This is a genomic window from Streptomyces sp. NPDC096310, assembly GCF_044763125.1.
Taxonomy (GTDB): Bacteria; Actinomycetota; Actinomycetes; order Streptomycetales; family Streptomycetaceae; genus Streptomyces.
In genome coordinates this window covers 1-21,705 of the sequence record NZ_JBIWFO010000046.1, presented here as the reverse complement: position 1 = coordinate 21,705, position 21,705 = coordinate 1, and the positions used below count along the sequence as shown (strand labels likewise).

18 protein-coding genes and 2 pseudogenes are annotated in these 21,705 nt (G+C 67.9%); 13 read left to right on the top strand and 7 right to left on the bottom strand.

Features of this window, described 5'->3' with window-relative positions:
* The coding region (locus ACIQ7D_RS36840; RefSeq protein ID WP_403945528.1) for an alpha/beta fold hydrolase at positions 1-121 on the top strand (121 nt) is incomplete at its 5' end.
* Positions 122-364: 243 nt separating this feature from the next.
* Positions 365-1,339, top strand: a complete 975-nt coding sequence (locus tag ACIQ7D_RS36835) for an NmrA family NAD(P)-binding protein (protein WP_403945526.1) — start codon at positions 365-367, stop codon at positions 1,337-1,339.
* A gap of 1,173 nt (positions 1,340-2,512) precedes the next feature.
* Here the strand turns inward: ACIQ7D_RS36835 and ACIQ7D_RS36830 are convergent.
* Together ACIQ7D_RS36830 and ACIQ7D_RS36825 are read right to left on the bottom strand one after the other, a co-directional pair.
* The gene (locus ACIQ7D_RS36830; RefSeq protein WP_403945524.1) at positions 2,513-2,707 is read right to left on the bottom strand and encodes a hypothetical protein; all 195 of its coding nucleotides are present in this window, start codon (positions 2,705-2,707) and stop codon (positions 2,513-2,515) included.
* 690 nt (positions 2,708-3,397) lie between these two features.
* Positions 3,398-3,787: an ATP-binding protein gene (locus ACIQ7D_RS36825; protein WP_403945520.1), complete on the bottom strand. Its 390-nt coding sequence runs from the start codon at positions 3,785-3,787 to the stop codon at positions 3,398-3,400.
* Positions 3,788-4,626: 839 nt separating this feature from the next.
* Here ACIQ7D_RS36825 and ACIQ7D_RS36820 point away from each other — a divergent pair.
* On the top strand, positions 4,627-4,965 hold the full coding sequence (locus ACIQ7D_RS36820) for a MerR family transcriptional regulator (protein ID WP_403945518.1): 339 nt from the start codon (positions 4,627-4,629) through the stop codon (positions 4,963-4,965).
* Between the two features lie 439 nt (positions 4,966-5,404).
* Here the strand turns inward: ACIQ7D_RS36820 and ACIQ7D_RS36815 are convergent.
* Positions 5,405-5,510: pseudogene (locus tag ACIQ7D_RS36815) on the bottom strand (transposase); the annotation flags it as partial.
* 217 nt (positions 5,511-5,727) lie between these two features.
* On the opposite strand from ACIQ7D_RS36815, the gene ACIQ7D_RS36810 reads away from it, so the two are divergent.
* From ACIQ7D_RS36810 to ACIQ7D_RS36800, 3 genes and pseudogenes are all read left to right on the top strand, one after another.
* Entirely contained in the window at positions 5,728-6,276 is a 549-nt protein-coding gene (locus tag ACIQ7D_RS36810; RefSeq protein ID WP_403945516.1) for a DUF4262 domain-containing protein, read from the top strand.
* A 181-nt stretch (positions 6,277-6,457) separates the two neighbouring features.
* Positions 6,458-7,528, top strand: a complete 1,071-nt coding sequence (locus tag ACIQ7D_RS36805; protein ID WP_403945514.1) for a tyrosine-type recombinase/integrase — start codon at positions 6,458-6,460, stop codon at positions 7,526-7,528.
* A gap of 263 nt (positions 7,529-7,791) precedes the next feature.
* A pseudogene (locus tag ACIQ7D_RS36800) lies at positions 7,792-9,378 on the top strand (tyrosine-type recombinase/integrase); the annotation flags it as partial.
* A 221-nt stretch (positions 9,379-9,599) separates the two neighbouring features.
* Here ACIQ7D_RS36800 and ACIQ7D_RS36795 read toward each other — a convergent pair.
* Positions 9,600-11,399, bottom strand: coding sequence for an ISL3 family transposase (locus tag ACIQ7D_RS36795; protein ID WP_403945512.1), 1,800 nt, complete (start codon positions 11,397-11,399; stop codon positions 9,600-9,602).
* A gap of 242 nt (positions 11,400-11,641) precedes the next feature.
* On the opposite strand from ACIQ7D_RS36795, the gene ACIQ7D_RS36790 reads away from it, so the two are divergent.
* The 6 genes from ACIQ7D_RS36790 to ACIQ7D_RS36765 all read left to right on the top strand — a co-directional run bounded on the left by ACIQ7D_RS36790 (position 11,642) and on the right by ACIQ7D_RS36765 (position 19,381).
* Positions 11,642-12,202: a hypothetical protein gene (locus tag ACIQ7D_RS36790; RefSeq protein WP_403945510.1), complete on the top strand. Its 561-nt coding sequence runs from the start codon at positions 11,642-11,644 to the stop codon at positions 12,200-12,202.
* A gap of 62 nt (positions 12,203-12,264) precedes the next feature.
* Complete coding sequence (locus ACIQ7D_RS36785; RefSeq protein ID WP_403945509.1) at positions 12,265-13,476, top strand: tyrosine-type recombinase/integrase; 1,212 nt, start codon at positions 12,265-12,267, stop codon at positions 13,474-13,476.
* Positions 13,476-14,981, top strand: a complete 1,506-nt coding sequence (locus tag ACIQ7D_RS36780) for a hypothetical protein (protein WP_403945507.1) — start codon at positions 13,476-13,478, stop codon at positions 14,979-14,981. Before ACIQ7D_RS36785 ends, ACIQ7D_RS36780 begins: the two co-directional genes overlap by 1 nt.
* Before the next feature lie 147 nt (positions 14,982-15,128).
* A complete protein-coding gene (locus tag ACIQ7D_RS36775) occupies positions 15,129-15,548 on the top strand; it encodes a tyrosine-type recombinase/integrase (RefSeq protein ID WP_403945505.1) in 420 nt (139 codons plus the stop codon).
* Between the two features lie 174 nt (positions 15,549-15,722).
* Complete coding sequence (locus tag ACIQ7D_RS36770; RefSeq protein ID WP_403945502.1) at positions 15,723-16,979, top strand: tyrosine-type recombinase/integrase; 1,257 nt, start codon at positions 15,723-15,725, stop codon at positions 16,977-16,979.
* Entirely contained in the window at positions 16,976-19,381 is a 2,406-nt protein-coding gene (locus ACIQ7D_RS36765; RefSeq protein WP_403945500.1) for a tyrosine-type recombinase/integrase, read from the top strand. Before ACIQ7D_RS36770 ends, ACIQ7D_RS36765 begins: the two co-directional genes overlap by 4 nt.
* 104 nt (positions 19,382-19,485) lie before the next feature.
* On the opposite strand, the gene ACIQ7D_RS36760 is transcribed toward ACIQ7D_RS36765, so the two are convergent.
* The gene (locus ACIQ7D_RS36760) at positions 19,486-19,896 is read right to left on the bottom strand and encodes a hypothetical protein (protein WP_403945498.1); all 411 of its coding nucleotides are present in this window, start codon (positions 19,894-19,896) and stop codon (positions 19,486-19,488) included.
* 142 nt (positions 19,897-20,038) lie between these two features.
* Between ACIQ7D_RS36760 and ACIQ7D_RS36755 the strand changes: the two genes are divergently transcribed.
* Entirely contained in the window at positions 20,039-20,383 is a 345-nt protein-coding gene (locus tag ACIQ7D_RS36755) for a hypothetical protein (protein ID WP_403945496.1), read from the top strand.
* A 162-nt stretch (positions 20,384-20,545) separates the two neighbouring features.
* Here the strand turns inward: ACIQ7D_RS36755 and ACIQ7D_RS36750 are convergent, their stop codons facing one another.
* Entirely contained in the window at positions 20,546-21,130 is a 585-nt protein-coding gene (locus tag ACIQ7D_RS36750) for a hypothetical protein (protein ID WP_403945494.1), read from the bottom strand.
* A 341-nt stretch (positions 21,131-21,471) separates the two neighbouring features.
* A partial coding sequence (locus ACIQ7D_RS36745) for a transposase (protein ID WP_403945491.1) occupies positions 21,472-21,705 on the bottom strand: 234 nt, incomplete at its 5' end.

The following is a 21,705-nucleotide window of genomic DNA, read 5'->3' as shown; positions in this document are numbered from 1 at the left end:
ACTGCACGACGCGGTGGTGCTGCCGGGCTGCGGGCACTGGACACAGCAGGAGCGTCCCACCGAGGTGAACGCCGCCCTCCTCGACTTCCTCACCCGCCTCGACCGCCCCACGGACCGATGACGCTCCGCAGGGTCCGCCTGGCCGGCACTGTCCGGTCCGGGAAGCCCTCCACGGGCCAGGAGTCCGATCGGACCCCTGCCTGCCGCCGCGCTGAGCGACGGCCTGGGCGCCCTGTCGCAGAACGCCTCGCGGCGGACCGACTGCCCCGTACAGGGCTCCCGGACCCCAAGCAGCCCAAGGCGGTCAGCGACCGCGTCCTGGGCTTGCTGAACAGATAACCCCCACCAGACAGAGGACATATCGATGTCAGAGCGCAATCCCATCCTGATCACCGGTGCCGCCGGCGAAATCGGTGGTGTGAGCCCCACGATGGTCGGCATGCTGCTTGAACAAGGGCACCCGGTACGCGCGTTCGTGCGCCAGGACGACGAACGCGCCCGGTCGCTCCGGCGGGCCGGGGCCGAGGTCTTCGTCGGTGACCTGCTCGACATCGCCGACGTGAGCGCCGCGCTGAAGGGCGTCCGGCGCATCTACTTCAGCATGAGCCTGTCGCCGTACTACACCGACGCCGTCAGCCTGATGGCCGCGGCGGCGCGGACCAAGGGCGACATCGAGGTCTTCGTCAACATGTCCGAGTACGAACAGTCGTTCATGACGTTCGAGAAGATGACCGCACCGGAGGAAGAACGGCGTTCGTGGCTCGGCGGACTCGTCACCCAGTGGTCGCCGCAGCAGCGGGCCCACTGGGTCGCCGAGCAGGTGCTGGACTGGTCCGGACTCCCGACCGTCAACATCCGGGCGGCCATGTTCGTCGAGAACCCCCTGATGACCTGGCTGGCACTGGAGCCGCTGAGCCGGGGTGAACTGCGTCTGCCCTTCGGCGACCATCAGCTCGCGCCCATCGCCGGTTATGACGTGGCGGAGGTGTGCGTGAAGATCCTGGCCGATCCGGCGCCGCACATCTCCACGTCCTACGAGCTCAACGGTCCGGAACTGAAGGACATGTACGGCTTCGCGGAGGACTACGCGGCCGTGCTGGGACGCCCGGTCACCTACGTTCCCGAAGACATCGAGACCTGGAACGCGACCTACGTGGACACCGCCCTGGCCGCGTCCCCGCACACCGCGGAGCACCTGAAGACCCTGACGCGGCTGATGGGCGGCGGAGGCTACCGCGGCACCACCGACCAGTTGGAAACCCTCCTCGGACGCCCGCCGAAGACCGTGCGGTGGGCGCTGGAGAACCACCCGCGCATCCGGAAGCTGGGGGCTGCCTGAGCTGCCGGACGGTTGCCGGAAAGCACGGAGGAACCACCGCACCCGGTGCCCGGGTTCGCCGGCGCCTGAGAAAGTCTGACGCCGCGTGCCCTCACCGAGTCGGTCGGGCAGAGGGGAAGGGCGGAACTTTGCCGCTCTCAGACGCCCTGCCCTGCCCGCGGCCAGGAGCCGGGTCGAACGCGGTCCACCGGACCCTACAATGTTCGCCACCTCGGCAGGGTCCGCACTGCCCGACAAAGCACCTGACACCCCATCAGAACGAGCGTCGAACGAGCGTTACGGACAACGGACAGGTCGCCGGAGCGCCACGTCCTCACCCCAGCCACCTCAGGACGTTGTTGTCGGCGTCGTCACGGTTCCGGTGCCGTAGCGGGAGACCAGCCGCCCGGAGCACAGGTGCACGATCGTGGAGCCGATGGAGAGGCCGGACAGCACGAGTCCCATCTCGGTCGTGGAAGCCCTCGCCGGTCCGGCACGTCGAGGGTCCGCGTCACCCGGGACGACATGGCTCTCCGTAACACTGACTGCTGGAGAGCCCGATCAGCGTCCATCGACAGACGCCCGGGGCACACGACCGGCTCGTCGAGCTGATGGCCGAGCGCGCGAGCCGCGTTGTGGTGGCCGACGCCGGGCGCGTCCGCCGGGCCCGTGGGGTCGACCGAGGCGCTCGCGCCGGTCCTTCTCGTGGTCATGCTCGGCCTGATCGTCTCCGGCACCGACGCATCCGACCTGTACGGTGCGACCTCCGGTGTGGCGTTCCACTGAATGCCGCCCCTCACCTGCGTCGCCGTCATCGTCTACCTCCGGCGCCACCGGGAGGGCGCCTCCGTGTGGAAGACCCTCGTCATCCCCGCCGTCGCCGCACTGGCCATCGGATTCGCCCTGCTGACGGCGACACGGAACGTGGACCTGCTCATCGTCGCGCCCACCGAGGTCGTGGCCGCCCTCCCCCGCCGTCGGTCACCTCATGGTCATCGTCGGCGTGGTCACCGCCCTGGCGCCGAAACGGCGCGGTTCACCGACCTACGAGCGCATCGGGCGACGCACGGGTTGACAGCGCCTGTCAGCAGCGCCGTTCAGAAAACGCTGTCGGGTGCGGCTCGCATCCCCGGGACCCCGTCGCGCCCCAGTGCCCCACTTTGACACATTCGTCCCCATCAGCCCGACCTAGGCTCACGGATGACCCAGGTCGCGAAGGAAACGTCCGATGACGAAAGCCCCCTTCTCCGGCAGCATCTTGGTGGCGCCCCGCCAGTTCCCCCACCTGGAACGGGAGCAGGCACTGGCCGAGGAGTTCGGCCTCGGCTTCGTCGCCGCGACCGACCAGTCGTCCTTCAGCTCGGCGATGACGGACGCCCGGATCGTCATGGTCACCCGCTACGCGAAGGTCACCGCCGACGATTTCGCCTCCCTGGGCAACTGCAAGGCCGTCGTGCGCTACGGGATGGGCTACGACAACATCGACGTCACGGCGGCCGCCGAGGCGGGCACCCCGGTGCCCATCGTCCCGGACGCCTCGACGGACGAGGTGGCGTCCCACGCCTTCGCCATGGGCCTGGCACTGAGCAGGCGTTTGCCTCAGGGTCACGCGGCGATCCGCGACGGCGGCTGGGCCGGCCGCATCGCCTACGACGCGCCCAGGCTTGCCGACCTCGTCGCCTGGGGCGGATCGGCGGGATCGTGGCCGCGTCCTGGTCCGCCCTGGCCGCTCAGGTGCACGCCTACTACCCCTTCACCTCCGTCCCGGAGATACCGTCGGCGACTGACCCGGGTACTGGAGGAGTCGGACGTCGTCTCGCTCCACCTCCCACGTACCGCCGAAACACGTCACCTGGTCTCCGGCGACGTACTGAGCCGCGTGCGGCCCGGCGCCCTGGCCGTCAACGTGTCGCGGGGCGGCCTGGTCGACGAGGAGGCGCTCGCCGACGCGCTGCACTCGGGTCACCTCGCGGGCGCGGCCCTCACTCGGTCTTTGCCATCGCCGGTAAGAACGCGAACAGCAGGTGGGCCGGGCCGGTGGGTTGTAGACGCCGCATCTCGGTTCCGGAGCGCTTGGCGCTACCGGGCGAGAAGCGCGCTGACGGTCTTGCCGCCGGACGGCCGGCGGGTGACCGAGTTGGTGCGGGCGAGGTGGTTGACCACGGGTAAGCCGAAGCCTCCGGTGCCGCCGTTCAGCTCGGGGGTGCGCATGCGTGGCGCCTGCCGGCTGCGGTCGTGCACGGCCACCTCGATGCTGTCCGGGGGAGCGGCCTGGTCCAGGGTGCGGGTGCCGCCACCGTGGTGCAGAGCGTTGGTGACGAGCTCCGAGACGACCAGGACCACGGTGTCGGCTGTCTCGGCGGCGATCGGATCTGCGAGCCCTTCGAGGAAGGCACGGGCGCTCTCGCGTGCGGCAGCTACAGATGTCGCGGAGCGGGCGGGCGAGAGGTCAACTCTCATCTTGTCCATCAGCCCACCCCGGTTTCCGGATCGTCCATCGCTCGGTCCTGTCTGCGCCGTACTTGTGCCCGGCCTGGGGCTCCTCAAGCCTGCGGTGTCGCTGTTCGAGGCCGATTACCTCATCGTCGAACACGCGAAAATCTATGTTGCCTGGAGTAGACATTGGGCTTCGGTGTGGGTATGGTTTCTCTCGTAACCGAGGAAGTCAGCAGGGCCCGGCAGAGACGAACTGCCAGGCAGCAGTACCCGTAGTTGCAGTTGGCAGGACGGTGCGGTGGCGGAGTTTCGAAGCCAGGTTTTCTTGCAGGACGGCGACGGGACTGGCGACCGGACCGGGTGGCCCGCAGTGATCAGGGGCCGTCGTGAGCAGTACCGCAGTATCCGCAAGTGCAGTTCGCAGTACCCAGCAGTGAAGTAGTGAGCAGCACCTCGGTGAAGGCGTCGGCTGCGGGCGCGCGCACCGGGAAGCTCGGCAGTGGGGTTCCAAGCCAGGGAAGACGCAGGACGGGCGACGGGGCTGGCTGCCGAAGGGTGGCGCCTTCACGGGCCACTGAGCAGTTCGCAGCACAAGATACGCAGTTGATCACCGAGGAAAGAACGGAGGAGCCAGGCGCCATCAGGATCGCCCGGACAGAGGTCTTCGAGTCCGGGTACCGCAGGACATCGATAGTGAGGTGGTCTCCGGTCAAGCAACCGCGATCCCCGCAGCCCCGACAGCGTCCCCGTCAGGTCTACGGAAACAGAAGGCCGACGCAGGATCAGGGTCGGCAGATGGTGTAGCAGTTCCTTCGGGGCCCTGGTGCCGTACGGCACCAGGGCCCCTCAAGCGCTTTAACGAGAGAGGTTCCATGACAGCAGGCGACTCCTTCGGCCGTCTCGACGACGACGACTATCCCGCCTACACCATGGGCCGGGCCGCCGAAATGCTCGGCACCACCCAGGGCTTCCTCCGCGCCATCGGCGAAGCCCGCCTCATCACCCCACTGCGCTCCGCGGGCGGCCACCGCCGCTACTCCCGCTACCAGCTGCGCATCGCAGCCCGCGCCCGGGAGCTCGTCGACCACGGGACACCGATCGAAGCAGCCTGCCGCATCGTCATCCTCGAAGACCAACTCGAAGAAGCCCAGCGCATCAACGCCGAATACCGCCGCGCCGCCGACTCCTCCACTCCGCCTGCCTCAGCCTGAGACGGCGAAGACCAGCGACCAGCCGAACGGCTTCGGCGCTGGCGCCCAACATACGGCCCGGGCCGCTTCGGCGCCCCGGGCAACATCGTCTTCACCACGGCTCCGGGCCCAGCCGGAGGCCGAGAACAGGGCCGTGCTCTGTCGACACTAGGCACTGTTTCTTGGATCATGTTCTGAGCCAGATGGCGAGGGCGGCGAGTGTGACGGTGCCGAGGTAGATGTAGGCGCGTTTCTCGTAGGCGGGCGGCCAGTTTCCGCAGGGCCTCATCGACCTGGTTCGTCCCCCGGTCGGCCCCCTTTTGAGGAACGGCGACCGGGGACGTCTTCCTCGCGCCGACGGCGTGCTGGTGGGCTCGTACTGCTGTCGAGTCCACCGACACGTCCCACTCGATCCAGCCCGCCGCGTCCTCGACTGCCTGGATGCGGGACAGCGATATCTGCCAGGTCCCATCGGATGACCAGCGACGATGTCGTTTATAGACCGTTTCCCACGGCCCGAACCGCGCTGGCAGATCCCGCCACTGCACGCCGGTCCGCACCCGGTAGAGAACCCCGTTGATCACCTGGCTTTATTCACGAGTAGTGCCGCCACTTGTTCACGGGTTTGGGAGGCACCCAGATCCACGGTCGGGTGATGTTCACGAGTTTCGGGTTCTGGCACAGATCTTGGGGAGCCATCGCAGAGGGTGAGGGCGCTGTTCGAATGAGAAGGGTCCAAGCCCCGGTGGCTCGACATAAGGGCTCACCTCGTACCCTCCGCACATGACTGATGATCCGTTCCAGTGCCGCTGTGTCATCTGCCATGACTACGGCGACCGGGATGAAGCGGACCGCATGGATCTGACGGTCATCGAGCATGTGCAGCAGCACGGATGGCACGTCGTGATGGTTCCCGAAGACGAGATCGGTCCTGGATTCGCTTACACGATCGGCCTCGCGCACACCCACGGCGGACCTGAACTCGCCATGTTCGGGCTCGATGTCCATGCCATGCACCGCATGCTCAACACCCTCGGAGAGAAGTCCGCCGCAGGCGAAGCACTGGCAGACGGCCAGAGCCATTCTGATGTTGTCACCGGCCGTCGAGTCGCGCTCAGGCAGGTTGATCGCGGCTGGTACCGGACCTTCTTCGGGCAGGCCATCGGCTTCTACCGGCGGCCGCCTCTCCCTGTAGTGCAAGTCGCGTGGCCTGATACCGAGGGCCGTTTCCACTGGGATGAGAGCGCGGACGAGAGGCATCGCGAGTCACAGCCTCAGTTGTGGCTGCCTCCGAGTGACCATCCGGTCGGAATCTGGACGACCGAACTCTGATCAGCTACGCGGTGGGTGGAGAGCCGGCGCCCAGCCGATGCACTACTGAAGCAAGATCATCTTGCGTAGGAGTTCAAATCCGGCCCGACCGTAGAGCTGCCGCTTGATCTTCTTAAAAGTTACGTGGAATCTACCGGGGTGATCATGTCTCCCCGGTGCAACCACGGACTTGGGAGATGGCTTGAGCGGCGCGACGGTACTCATGGAGAAGTGGCCGGTGCTCGGCCGGCACAAGCAGGCGGCGACCTGGCTGACGTTCTGGACGGATCTCGGACGGGCACCGCGCACGATCGACGCCTACGGCCGGGGACTGGCCGAGTACCTGCTGATGTGCGAACGGGAGGATGTCGACCCGGTCAGCGCGAACCGTTCCCATATCGCTGTCTACGTACGGGAGTTGAGCTTGCGACCGCATCGCCGGGGTGTGAACGTGATCTCGATCGACTCGGGGGCGGGGCTGGCGAACGCGACGATCCAGCAGCGGCTCGTGCCGGTCCGCCTGTTCTACGACTTCCTCATGGAGGAGGGGCTGCGGGATTCCAACCCTGTCGGCCGCGGTCGGTACACCCCCGGCCGACGCAACGGCGGTCAGCAGCGCGGCCTGGTGCCGCGGCTGACGAAACTGCCGTGGATTCCCGGCGAACAGCAGTGGCTGAGCGTCCTGGAGGTCGCCAAGCACGAACCGGTACGCAACCGCGTGATGCTCGCCCTGGCCTACGACGCCGCCCTGCGCCGTGAGGAACTGTGCTCGCTGCGGACCGACGACGTCGATCCGGCCCACCGCACGCTGCGGATACGGGCGGAAACGACAAAGAACCGGCTGGAGCGGGTGGTGCCCTACTCGGCGCCGACGGGGGTGCTGCTGTCGGACTACCTCGCCCATCGGGCCACGATCAGCCGGGCCCGCGGGCCGCTGTTCCTGTCGGAGTCGCGGCGCAATCACGCCCAGCCGCTGAGCCTGTGGACCTGGTCGAAGGTGGTCCGCAAGCTCGCGCTGGCCTCCGGTGTCGAGCGGTTCTCCACGCATACCACCCGGCATCTGTGTCTGACGGATCTGGCCCGGATGGGCTGGGAGTTGCACGCGATCGCATCGTTCGCCGGACACCGTCACACCGACTCCACCCTTCAGTACATCCACCTCTCCGGCCGGGACCTGGCCGACAAGCTGGCCCGCGGCATGGACCACATTCATGCCTGGCGCATACAGATGCTCACCGCTCCGGCCGGCGCGATGGCGGAGGTTTCGCGGTGAGGGCATCGTCGCTGGTCATCGTCACCGAGGACGCCGATGGTCGCTGGTCCTGGCCGGTCCTCCCGGACCGTTACGACACGGCCGTCGCGGTCCGCCCTGCGGAGGCACGGGCCGTCCTTGAACTCGGTGTCCGTAATCTGCGCCGGCTTCAGTACCACGACCCGGCCGCATCGGGCTGGCGTGTGATCGCACGGCTGCTCGGTCCGCTGGAGGCGGTCAACGCCGCACTCGACTCGCCGCCCACTCCGCATCGCCGGCGGGCCATGCTCGACGTGATTGCCCTTCTGCTGACGCACAGCGCGCAGACCGGCCGGAGCTACTGGGGCTGGGACACGCAGGAGTGGACCCGTCTACTCGGCCGCACCCAGGCTGAATTCCGGCAGCACGCACCCGCCTGGGCCGGGGACGAGGTCCGCCCCTACCTCGCGGCGCACGCCTACCTGCTCGGCTCCTTCAACGAGTTCCACCAGCTCGGCAGCTTCCAACGCCTCACGCTGTCCTGGCGGATCTTCGGACGCGACCGCGTCACCAGCGAGATCGCCCGCGTCCGCACGGTCCTTGGCGCCTGGGGCTATCAGCTGGGCCAGGCGGACGACACGCTGCTTCCGTCGGTCGCCTGCCAGCTGTTTCTGTTCAACCGCAGCCCGCACCTGGAGGACATAGACACTGCGCTGTTCGACCGGGTCCGCCGCGAACGTCTGCTGGAGGGCTCCCAGCTCAACACCCTGCACGCTCTGCAGCGGGCGGTCGCCGAGCTCGGCTTCTGCGATCCGCCCCTGCCGAGCACCGGCCGTCACTCGGCGCGGGCCACCGGCGGCGCCAAGATCTGGGAACAGTGGGCCGACCGCTGGCACGACACCTCCACCTTGACCCCGCGTGTCCGCGGCAGCGTCCGCTCCACGCTCCTGCGGGTCGGCCGGTGGATCGCCGCCGAACAGCCCGACGCCGCTGACCCCACCGACTGGACCCGGCAGACCTGCGCGACCTGGATCGCGGCACTGGACCGGATGAAAGTGGGCGACTACGTCCAGCGCACGGTCGGCCTGGGGGACCGGCTCGGCAAGCCGCTGGAGGCGCCCACCAATGCCGGACAGATCACGGCACTGCGGACCTTCTTCCGGGACTGCCAGGAATGGGAGTGGCTGCCCCGCCGCTTCGACCCACTACGCGCTCTGGCGATCCCTCGCAGCATCACCGCCCTCCTCGGCCCCGATCCACGGGTGATCGCAGACGAGGTCTGGGCGAAGCTGTTGTGGGCCGGTCTCAACCTCGATCCCGCGGATCTTCCGCGGACTCGCTCCGGGCACTTCTACCCCTTCGAGCTGGTCCGCGCGGTCACGCTGACCTGGCTGTTCTCCGGTCAACGCAGCAACGAGATCGCTCGGTTGAGACTCGGCTGCGTCCGCTGGCAGCACGACGGGAACTCGATCGCGGGCAACTCGCGGCAGGTGCTGGCCCGCGACGCGGTCTGCCTGCTCGATGTCCCGACCCACAAGACCGGCACCGCCTTCACCAAGCCGGTCGATCCGATCCTCGGCCAGGCCATCGACGCCTGGCAGGCCATCCGCCCCGACCAGCCGAGGTTCACCGACCGCCGCACCGGCGAGCACGTCGAGCTGCTGTTCGCCGTCCGCGCCCGCCGCGTCTCCACCAGCTACATCAACAACACGATCATCCCGATGCTCTGCCGCAAGGCCGGAGTCCCGGACGCCGACGTCCGCGGGAACATCACCAGCCACCGAGCCCGGTCCACCATCGCCAGCCAGCTCTACAACGCCAAGGAACCGATGACGCTGTTCGAGCTGCAAGCCTGGCTCGGACACCGATCACCACAATCCACCCAGTACTACGCGAAGATCACCCCGAACACTCTGTCCAAGGCGTACTCCGAGGCGGGCTACTTCGAGCGGAACGTCCGCACCATCGAGGTCCTGGTCGACCGCGACGCGGTCGCCTCCGGCGCCGCTGGGACCGGCGAGCCCTGGCAGCACTACGACCTCGGCCACGGCTACTGCACCTACACCTTCTTCGAACAGTGCCAGCACCGCATGGCCTGCGCACGCTGCGACTTCTACACCCCCAAAAACTCCACGAGAGCCCAACTCCTGGAGGCCAAGGGCAACTTGCAAAAGATGGCCGTCTCGATCCCACTCACCGAAGACGAGCAAGCAGCCGTCACCGACGGCCAGAGCGCGCTCGACCGCCTCCTCGACAGGCTCGCCGACACCCCCACCCCGGCCGGACCAACACCTCGACAGCTCGACGTCCCGGCTGGCGCCACCCTCCTGCCGATCCTCGACGTCCGCCAGGGCAAAGCACAGCAAGCTTGACAATTCTGATTCCACAGAATGATGCGGTTCACGGCACCCTCGATACTGCCCGAGCTCCAGTCCAGAGTGAGCCCGGCAATCACGGCGTCGAGGTCCCGGCGCAGATGGAGTGCGAAACCGGTGAGCCCGGGCAGCTGGCTGGCATCGACTGCGTCGATCCAGGTGGGGAGCGTGGCGCCGAGGCGGTCGGTGAGTATCTCGCCGAAGTCGCGGACGTGTGCGGCAGCTGTGTCCAGTTCGGGACAGCGGGCCAGGACGTCCTTCAGACCGGCCCGGTCCTCCTCGGTCAGGGCCGTGGGATGTCGGGTGATCCAGCCGGTCGCCTGCCGCACCGTCGGCGGCCGCGGCGGTGCTGCGGGCGGAGCCCCGCGCAAGGTGGCGATGTGGGCTCGGACCATGCCGTAGGTGACGGGGGCCCGCTCGGCGACCAGCTCGCCATGCAGCCGGGTGGCGCTGATACATCCCTCGGCGAAGCGTCGCTCCAGGTAGGGCTTGTAGGGGTCCAGCCTGCTGGGCCGGGGGCGGTTGTCGCGGATGGTGTCCTGCCAGCGTGCGGCGTTCGCGTACCGGAGCACGGTGTTCAGCCCCCAGCCCAGGTGCCGGGCGATCGCCCGGCGTGAGTGGCCCTGGGCGAGCATCTCGTGGACCAGGGCGTGTGCGGCCTTCTTCCGTTCGGCACGCCGGCCGATGGGCGAAGAATCGTCCTGCGGCCGGGCGGAAGCCCGTCCGGTGGCTTCCGGCGGCATGCCGCTGGGCATCGGGTTGCGCAGGCAGTCGCGGTGGGCGGCGACGCAGGTTTCCACGGCCCGGCCGAGGCCCTGCCACAGATGGAACCGGTCGGCGACCTGCAGAGCGTCGGGGGCTCCGCGTCGGGCGCCCTCGGCGTAGGCACCCGCCCGGTCCCGGCAGATGACCTCCACGCCGGGGTGGCGGTGCAGCCAGGCGGCCAGCGGCCCGGCTTCCCGGGTCGGGAGCACATCGACCACCCGGTGGTCTTCGACGCTGGTCAAGACGGTGGAGTAGCTCTGGCCGCGGCGGATCGCGAAGTCGTCCACGCCCAGCACCCGCGGCGTACTGAACCGCGGATCGGGCAGTGCCATGACCCTGCGCAGTATGGTCATCCGTCCCGCGCCGAAGCCCAGCTGGGCCGCCAGCCGAGCGCCGGCCCGCCCCGCCAGGGCGAGCCCCACCTGCCCAAGGGCGTGGTTGAGCCGCGTGGTGAACCGCGCGTGCGGGACAGTCAGCCGGGAGAACGGCTCGGCGAAGGTCCGGCGCGGGCAGTCCGCAGACCCGCAGATGAAGCGTCGAACCGTCAGCCGGATCACAAAGCCCTGGTCAGCAAGTGGAAGGTCCCTCAGCCTGCGCTGGTAACGGTCGTGGACTCGGCCCGAGAAGCGGCCGCAGTCCGGACATGCGGCGCCGCCCGCACGGCCTCTCGCCACCACCTCGACCGTGCCGAACGCGGCCGTAACCGCCTCGACCTCCACCTCGCTGATCCCCGCGAACACCAGTGAGTCCCAGAACAGCGCGTCGGTCGGCATGGCCAGCACCATCACCGTCCACAGCCGACCACAGCAGGGAATGGAAGGAACCTGAGGGAGCGTCACTTCCGGCTGTCAGGTGACAAGGCGTACGCCGTCTCGCACGAGCCAGTCACTCGCAATCGAACAGCGATGTCACGCTCCGCGACGGCTCCCCAAGATCTGTGCCAGAAGCGAGTTTCGACAGCACTGGGGTACTTGCCAGGGCAGTATCGGGTTGCTCCTGGTGAAAGGTCCTGGTCATGCCGCAGATGTCCAAGGTCGAGCTGTACGCGGCGATTCGGCGTGATCACCGTGCCGGCATGAAGATGCGCGAGCTTGAGCGCAAGTACAACGTGTCGTGGCGGACGGTCAGGAAGGCCGTGGACTCGGTCTGGCCGGAGCCGCGGAAGAAGCTGCCGCCGCGGCGGACGGCGCTGGATCCGTTCAAGCCGGTGATCGACGAGATGCTGCGGACGGACCTCGACGCACCGCGCAAACAGAGGCATACGACCACGCGGATCTTCCACCGGCTCGTCGAGGAGCATGGCGCCGAGGTGTCCTACCCGATGGTCCGGCGTTACGTCTCCGATCGGAAGCCGGAGATCCTCGTGGCCTCGGGTAAGGCCCCGGTGGAAGCGTTCGTGCCGCAGACCCACCTGCCGGGTCACGAGGCAGAGGTCGACTTCGGCGACGTCACCGTGCGCCTGGCCGGCGAGCTGGTGACCTGCTACTTGTTCTCCCTCCGCCTCTCGTACTCGGGCAAGGCCGTCCACCGACCCGTTGACCGCACTATCGGCGTGTCCTACGTGTCGGCTTGGTGAGGGCGAGGAGTCTCCGTTCGGGATGTGCCCGATGAGACGGAGATGCGATGGATCACGGTGTAGTGATACCCGAACGCGAAGTGTCGGGCCTGGTGGTGACACGGGTCGGCGGCGTGGAGGCGACCACTGCCGCCACGCTGCCCTGGGTGGTGCTCGATGGCGCCGGGCGGCCGATCACACCGGCAAGCGAGTTTCTTCGGGAGCTGCTGGCTTGCGGCAACACTCCGGCTTCCTGCCGGTCCTATGCCTTTGACCTGCTGCGCTGGTTCCGGTTCCTCGCCGCAGTGGACGTCGAATGGAGCCGTGCGAGGCGCGTGGACGTACGCGACTTCGTCCTCTGGCTCCGCACATGCCACAACCCGGCGCGGGACAGGCGTCACCCGGACGCACCCGTGCCGGGGTCGCTGAACGCGCGCACCGGCAAGCCGTACCTGAAGTCGGGCTATGCCCCGGCGACCATCAACCATGCGGTGTTGGTGCTGTCGGCGTTCTACGACCACCATCTGCAGACCGGGCAGGGTCCGCTAGTTTCCCCGGTACCACCGCAGTCCCGTGACGGGCGCCGGTTGGAGGCGCATCACAACCCGCTGGAGCCTTTCCGGCTGCACCGTCGGGGCGCCTACCGGCAGAAGAAGGTCGACCGCGAGCCCCGGGCGGTCCCCGACGATGTCGTCGAGGACCTGTTCACCTCGCTTGGCTGCCACCGCAACCGGGCACTGTTCTCCATGTTCTTGTCCAGTGGCGCACGGGCCGCCGAGATGCAGGGCATGACGATCGGCGATGTCCACCCGGGTGAGGGCCGGATCTACGTGCAAACCAAGGGCCTGGGCGGGGCGAAGGAAGCATGCCCGGCCTCCCCGGAAGCCTTCGCCTGGCTGGCCCTCTACCTCGGTGAGCTGGCCCAGGACGGTCACCGGCCCGCCCCCAACGAGCCGGTGTGGTGGACCCTGCGCGGACCGACGCGCCCGCTGACCTACACGGCCCTGCGAGCGGTGCTCAACCGGATCAACGCCCGGATCGGGGCGAACATCACGCTGCACGACCTGCGGCACACCCTGTGTCTGCGCCTGATCGAAGACCCGGCCATCACCCTGGTCGACGCCCAGCACGTGATGCGCCACCGGCGCATCACCACGACCAGCACTTACCTGAGGCCCAGGATCGACGAGGTGATCGCCAAGGTCCACGAGCACTACACGCGCCCCAAGCCGCGGCCGCTGACCGGCTGGACGTATGACCCAGACGACCTCGCCGACGTTTTCGGGAACCGCTGATGACCCGGCACGGGCGCGTCGCCCGCACGCCGGTCAGCCCACGCGACCCCGCCCACCTCACCGTCGCGCTGCCTGAACCGAGGAACACGACCTGTGGCAGAGGACGGGAGACGGCGCATCGCGATGAACTGGCCCGCCTGGCCGAGAGCCTGCTGAGCGAGCCGACCGTCCGCAACCTGTGGCGCCAGCAACTCTCACTGACCCGCATCTTCGACTGGCTGGAGGGATTCCCCGCCGACACCTGGCAGGACCGATGGCTGCTGAGCGGGTCCGACGACCTGGGCTCCGGCTGGGGACCGCAGGGGCTCAGCGCGGGCACCCGGTCGCGGTTCACTGCTGGTCTGGGCACCTTGATCGTCCTCCAGGCGATCCGGCCCTCCTACGGCTGGCTCTTCGGCAGCCGCCTCCTGGGCGTCTACGACGCCTACCGTCGGCACAACCAGCCGGCGCTGTTTGCCGAACTCAAGCAGCGAGGTGGCGGACAGCGCTGCGACGAGCACGCGACCGAAGCCCTGAACGTGCTCACCCGCATGAGCATCGTCACTGGCAAGGACCTGCTGGCCTTTGATCTGGAGGACCTCACCGACTACGCCCGGGCCCGTCGGGACGACGGTCGCACAGTGACGGGCCTGCCCCTCGCCTACGACATCCTTCATGCCGTCGGCGGTCTGAAGGACTCGCCACCGACCCTGCGTGAGGCCCAGGCCCGCGGCCAGCTCACCCCCGCCGAGCTGATCGACCGCCATCCGATTGCCAACGGCGCGGTCCGCGACGTGCTCGTCCACTACCTTGCCGAGCGATCAGCCATCCTGGACTACGGCTCCCTGGTCAACCAAGCCCAGATGCTGGCCGACCTGTTCTGGGGCGACCTGCAACGCCACCACCCCACGATCTCCTCGCTCAACCTGCCTGACGAGGTCGCCCAGGCGTGGAAGCAACGCGTCCGGGTCCTGCCCGACGGGCGACCGCGCCGCACCGCCCACGCTGTGTTCCTGGCCGTCCGTGCCCGCTGGGCGGCCTGGGCGGCACCCTGCCCGATCAGCGAGGCCGACATCCGCGGCTACATCAAGGAGACCCGGCACCGGCAGGCGCGGATGCAGCAGCGAACCCGCACCCTGGTCCCCGTCCTGCCGCAGCTCGTCCGCGCTGCCGAGGCCCGGCTGCAACGTGCCACGCTGCTGCTGCAGGCAGCCCGCTCCGCGAAGCCTGGTGAGGAGTTCACCGTTGAGGGCTCGCAGTATCGACGCACTGGCAGGGACGGCAGCCGTTGGCGTCCCACCGCGCTGTTCCTCGCCCCCGTCGGTGAACCGGGGCCGCGGTTCGATGCCGAATGCGAGGAGAACAAGGCGTTCTGGACCTGGGCGAGCATCGAGGTTCTGCGACGCACCGGGGCCAGGATCGAGGAATTGCTGGAACTCACCCACCTGAGTCTGCGTCAGTACCAGGCGCCGACTGGGGAGACGGTGCCGCTGCTGCAGATCAGCCCGTCCAAGACCGACCCGTGAGCGCGTCATCCCCGCCGACCCGGACCTGGTCGCGGTGCTCGCCCGGATCATTCGCCGCATCAAGGGCGCCGGCGAGCGAGTGCCGCTGCTGACTCGGTACGACAGCTACGAGCGGGTCTTCGGCCCACCGATGCCGCACCTGTTCCAATGTCCTTCCCAGCACCGGCTGCAGGTCATCTCCCCCAACCGATCCGCGAGTTCCTCACCGAGCTTGCGCTGCGGGCCGGCATCGTCGACGTCGACGGGACACCGCTGAGGTTCACGCCGCACGACTTCCGCAGAATCTTCTCGACAGAGACGGTCAACGGCGGCCTGCCGATCCACATTGCCGCGAAGCTCCTTGGCCATCTCGATCTCAACACCACTCAGGCTTACGTCGCTGTCTATCCCGAGGAAGTGATCCGCCACTACCGACAATTCGTCGACCAGCGCCGAACGCACCGTCCCAGCGAGGAGTACCGCGAGCCCAGCGACACCGAGTGGCAGGACTTCCGTGACCACTTTCAGCCTGCGCAAGGTCGCACTCGGCACCTGCGACCGGCCTTACGGGACTCCTTGCCAGCATGAAAACGTCCCGTTGACCGAACTAGGTTGGACGCGTCCTGGGCTCGTGCTGAGGTCAACGCATAGTGACCGCAAGGGGGTTGTAGCTGCTGCTGGAGCTTCGTGGTAACTGCGTGTGTCGGGGCGGATCTGGTCTGATCGCGTGTCGTCGAGCACGTATGCCCCGTGGAGGTATGGATGCCAGAGCACAGCAGGACGGTCCGGGATGTGGCGGCGTTGACGGTGGCGCGGGTCGGCCGTGTCGAGACGAGCGGTGACCCGCTGCGGCCGTTCCGGCTCGTGGACGCCGATGGCACCGAGGTGGCAGCGGTCAGTGAGTTTCTGCATCACATGCTCGCCGACGATGCAAGTCCGGCGTCGTTGCGGTCCTACGCGTACGAGCTGTTGGCGTGGGTCCGGTTCTTACGCGCGGTGGAGGTGCCCTGGTATCTCGCGAGCCGGGTCGAGGCCCGTGACTTCGCACTGTGGCTGAAGACCACGAAGAAGCCGCCGCGGCAGCGCCGTCCCGATGCGCCCGCGCCGGGCTCGGTGAACCCGATTACGGGGAAGGCCGCGCCTGGCGAGAACTATGCCGCTCGGACCAGGCGGCACGCTCGCGCGGTGATCCGGTCCTTCTACGAGTACCACCGTGAGACGCACGGCCGACCGCTGATCAACCCGTTTCCCCAGGGCGGGGCGGCTGAGGAGGGGAGCCCGAATGCCCACCACAATCCGATGCAGCCGTTCCGGCGCCCAGCCCGCCGGGGGACGTATCAGCCCAAGGAACCCAAGCCAACCCCGCGGATCATTCCTGACCAGGCATTCAATGACCTGTTCGCCGCGTTGAAGTGCAACCGGGACAGGGCCCTGGTCGCGTTCTACGTCTCCACCGGCGCCCGCGCCTCTGAGCTGCTCGGCGTCGAGCAGGGCCTGGTCGCGCCCGAGGACCAAACGATCGGCGTGGTCCGCAAGGGCAGCCAGACCCTCCAGCACCTTCCTGCCTCTGCGGACGCGTTCGTGTGGTTGCGGCTCTACCAGCAGGAACTCCGCAGCATGGTTCCCAAGGGCCCGTCGGAGCCGTTGTGGTGGACGCTTCGTCGGCCCTTTCGTCCGCTGGAGTACGACGCGGCCCGGATGGTCTTCACCCGTGCCAACCAGCTGCTCGGCGCGAACTGGACTCTGCACGACCTGAGGCACAGCGCGGCCAAGAGGATGGTCCGCGATCCGAATCTGACCCTCGCCGACGTGCAATGGGTCCTGGGGCATGCCCACATCACCACCACGGAGATTTATATCGCTCCCACTCCCGACGAGGTCGTCGCTCACGTCCTGGCCCACCATGAACGGCAGCGCACCGAGCTGGCCAAGCCGCCGGCCCCGCCGGCGTCCGGCTACCGCCCGGAAGTGCTGGCAGCACTGTTCGGCACATCGACTGCCCACGGGACTTGCCGGTGAATCCGATCGCGCAGGCCGCTGTCCCCACGCCCGTCGAGTCGCCGGAGGAGGACAAGCCTCTGGAGTGGGAACCACGAGTGTGCGAAGCGAGCTGGTGGCAGACCCGTCAGAGCCGGGAGAGCCTGGTCAAACGGCTGCTGGGATTGTTCACCGACCCCAGTGCGGGCCTCACCCGTGACAAGGCACGGCGGCGGGGCCTGAGTAAGGCGCTGGACTGGCTCGAAGGTCAGCCGGGAGAGACCTGGCAGGACCGCTGGATGGCCAGCGGAGCGGACACCGCCGGCTTTGAGTGGACCGATTTGCCCCTGAAGGGACGCGGCGCAACCAAGCGCCACCTGCGCGATGAACTGGCCACGGGACTGGCTCTCCTGGTCGCCGGGCAGGCGATCCGCCCCAGCTATCTGTGGCTGCTGCGGCAACGCCTGACAGTGATGCTCACCGAGACCCGGGCCGCCAGCGACCCCGACGTCTTCCAGCGGCTCGACCAACTGGCTCAACACGCGACAGCCGCGGCCAGGTCCGATGCCCTGAACAAGCTCACCTGGATCGTGATCCGCAAGGGCGGACTGGTCAGCGACATCACCGTCGGCGACTGCATCGAGCTGACAGCCGCGCTGGAGGAACACCACTTCCGCGGCAGCGCGGGCCGGCCGCTTTTCTACGCCCTACTCAAGGAGACCGGCGTGCTCCCGGTCAGTGCACCACCGCGGCTGCGGGTGCTTCGGATCGAGGGCCGTCGCAGCGTCGAGCAGATCGTCGACGGGTACGGCATCGAGTGCCAGGCCGTCCGCGATCTGCTGGTCGAGTACTTCACCGAGCGGGCTCCCGAGCTCGACCACGTCTCACTGCGTTCCCTCGCCCGCAATCTATGCCGGTTGTTCTGGCGCGACTTGGAAATCCACCATCCGGGCATCGACTCGCTGCGACTGGCGCCGGAGGTCGCGCAGGCGTGGAAAGAACGTCTGGCCCACATTCGTGACGCCCAGGGCCACCCGGTGCGTCCGCGGGTGAACTTCCGCAGCGAGCTGGTGTTCGTCCGGGCGTTCTACCAGGACATCGCCCGCTGGGCGGCAGACGATCCGGCGCGGTGGGCGCCCTGGGTGGCACCGTGTCCGATCAAGGCGAGTGAGTGCGCGACGAAGAAGTCCAGGTCCAGGGTGAAGTCCCGGATGGACCAGCGGACCAGGACCCAACTGCCGTTGCTGCCCACCCTGCTTCGCGCCGTCGACCGGCAGCGCAAGGACGCCGAGGCTCGCATTACCGCAGCTCGCGCGACACCGGCCGGTGGACGGTTCCTCATTGCGGGGGAGGAGTTCGAGCGCTGCCGGTCCGGGCAGGCCGGCCGCGTCTATGCCACTGAGGTGACCGCCAGCAGGCGGCGGAACCTGACGCACGAGGAGGAGGCGGCGTTCTGGTCCTGGGCAACGGTGGAGGTGCTGCGGCACACCGGTATCCGGATCGAGGAGATGCTGGAGCTCACCCACCACAGCTTCATCGCCTACACACTGCCCACCACCGGCGAGGTGGTGCCGATGCTGCAGGTTGCCCCGTCCAAGACCGACTCGGAGCGCCTGCTGCTGGTCTCTCCGGAGCTGGCGGAGGTGCTGACCGCGGTCATCTTCCGGGTCCGGGCCGGGAACGTCGCGCTGCCGCTGGTGTCGGCCTACGACGTGTTCGAGCAGACATGGAGCCCGCCCATGCCGTTCCTGTTCCAACGCCGGTACGGCACCGAGGACCGGCCGCTGACCCGCAGTCACATCCGCGAGTGCCTGGTCGCGACTTCGCAGTCCGCCCAGATCACCGTGGCCGGCGACCCGCTCGAATGGCGCCCCCACGACTTCAGAAGGATCTTCGTGACCGACGCCATCCGCTCCGGACTGCCCCCGCACATCGCCGCGAAGATCTGCGGCCATGCCACTTTGGACACGACCATGGGGTATGCCGCGATCTACCCGGAGGACGTGATTTCCCATCACCGGGCCTTCATCGCCCGCCGCAGAACCGAGCGGCCCAGCGAGGAGTACCGCGAGCTCACCGCCACCGAGTGGGACGAGTTCCTGGCCCACTTCGAACTCCGCAAGGTCGCTCTGGGGACCTGCGGCCGCGACTACGCGACCCCGTGCCAGCATGAAAACGCCTGTGTCAGGTGTCCCCCACTTCTCGTGGACCCGGCCCAGATGCCTCGCCTCCAGGAGATCCACGCCAACCTCATCGACCGCCTCCAGGAGGCCAAAGACCAGGGCTGGCTCGGCGAAGTCGCCGCCATCGAGACCACCCTGGCCGCCGCCGCCCAGAAGCTGGAGACCATGCGCGACCGTGCAGCCCAGCCGTCCACCGTCCACCTCGGCATGCCCGACTTCCGTCGCGACGCCGGACGAACCAGCGCCGAACCAGAACGCTGAGCGCCGACGCGACAGCCGACGGAATCGCTCATGGAGCTGGGCCCGGCAGGATGCCAGGATGGAGATTCGAGCACCTGCGCTCTCACGGCAGTGTCCACCCCGGGCTACATGGGGCGAAGAACGGGGTCGATCTCAGCCAGGGCCTCGTGCATCTGACGAGCCCCCAGGGCAACGCGGTCGTCAGTGTCCCGCAACATCTCCTCGCACAACTGCATCGCGTTGTCCCGGTCCTCGGAGAAGATGCTGAACACATCGTGAAGCGCGGTGTGGATCCAATCGCTGTGATTCGAGTCGGCGACTGCCAGAGCGGAGGCGACTACCGCCAACCCGATCCTGTCCTTTCGCCGCAGCACGGCTTCCGCGGTCACCCGGGTGACGAAGGTGTCACCTGCGTCGAGCACGAGCTCCAGCAGTGGCCCGAGGGCCTCCTGCATCTCGGCGAAGCCTGCCAGGCCGTGACCGGCATCCGCCCGGTCACGGTAATCGTGGCTTCGCCCGAGCTCGCGGAGTACCACGACAGCTGCATGCCGCCGGTCTCTGTCCACCCGCCTACTCACCCCTCCCGTGATTTCGGGTCAAAATACCACTGGGGCACCTGATCGTCGCGACAGGCCCAAGCTTCGTTCCCGCAGAACAAGGCGTCATAGGCTCCAGGACATGCACAGCACCTTGACGGAGCACGCCCGGTGTCTCTACGGAGACGAGTTCGGACCGACGCCTGAGTGCGACCTCGACCACCGGGAGCACTACTTCGTCGAAGAACTGACTTTCGCTGACGCCGATTCGATCCTCGCCATGCTCCGGGAGCTCTGCCCACACGTGGTCGACGGTCGTTTGCCAGTCTGGGTCCGCAACCTGTCCTACCGGTTGGTGCTCCTGCAGCGACCTGATGAGCCAGCGCTGATGCGCGAGGCTGCCGAGAACTTGTGGCTGCACGGACCGGACTGGGATCGCGTCGCGGCGGACCTGACAAGGCGGGCAGACGCCCTGGAAGCCGGCTGAGTTGGGACGCGAGGTCCATAACGGGGGCCACAGGCGGATCAACGTCACGCTGACGGCGACGTGGAAGACATTTCCGCACCAGCGCGGGCCGGCTGCCCCGAGTCCTGGCTGCGGCTGACAACCGTCCGTCGCTCGCGGCGCGTCTGGGGCGACGCGATGGGCTCAGGCGCGCGGCGGCAAGACCTCGATCACCGTGGCCGTGCCGACAATAGGTCGAGCTTCGTGCATGGTGATCACATCACCGCACTTCAGATGCCTCCACTGCTCTGGTCTCAGAGGCGCCAGCCGAGCATCGGCCGTCTCTCCCGGGCCGAGCTTCTCCGCATACTCCACCCACAACCTTGCGATGCTCAGCTCTCGTTCCCCGCCGACGGTGCGGTTGCCGATGTCCCACATCGGTCGGAGCCGACCGTCTCCGGAAAAGGCAGTCCGGCGTCGGCCCTCCTCCCCACCCGCCAGGCTCAAGGTCACCCGGACAGTGCCGTGCTGGACCTCCCAGGCTCGCCACTCGCACCAACTGCGGCTGCGGTCGAGCATCATCTGGCGAGCGGCCTCGGCGAGGAGTTCCCAGAAGTCCACCGACACGGGGTGGACGTCCCCGATCTCGATGAGAACGCCGAGCACCATCTCCCACTCCTGGCGCCCGATGTCCTCGCGAACATCCCCAACCGTCTGCCCGTTCTGTGCTACGGCGTCCTCAGACAGCAGGTCGACGGCCCGCTGAAGGAGTGTGAACGCGTCATCCATGTCCTGCATTGTCCCCTGTCCCCGGACGTCCGTTCATCCGCGACAAGGCAGGAGTCAGTCGCACGACACGCCCGGCTGGTCCCAGCAGGCGAGATTTCTGCCCACTACTTTCAGCAACTCGACGGCGATCCGTCCCACCGGGCGGCCAGCTGGGCTAGTACTGCAACCGTGCTTGTAGTGACGAGGGTTCAGTCAGGGGCTGTGGCCTCGTCGTTTGTAGTGGCTGACGCGGGCTCGGTGTTGTGCTCGTCGCCGCCAGTGGGACCAGTGCAGGACTTGGGCGAGTGAGGGCAGGAGGCGTGCGGTGAGGTGGGCGGTCAGGCGGCGGATCTCGGGCAGGCTCAGTGGGACAAGGCACTGGTCAGCGGATCGTGAGCCCCCTTTTTGAGCTCCTGCGCACGGGCCGTCGCCAGGTAGGCGTGTGCCGCCATGGCCAGGGTGATGTGCCGGTACCAGGCGTGGTACTTGCGGACCTGGTAGTGGTCCAGGCCGCATTCGTTCTTCGCGGTCTGGAAGCATTCCTCGATCGTCCACCGGCGGCCGGCCACCACCAGCAGCGTGTTCAAGGTGGTGCC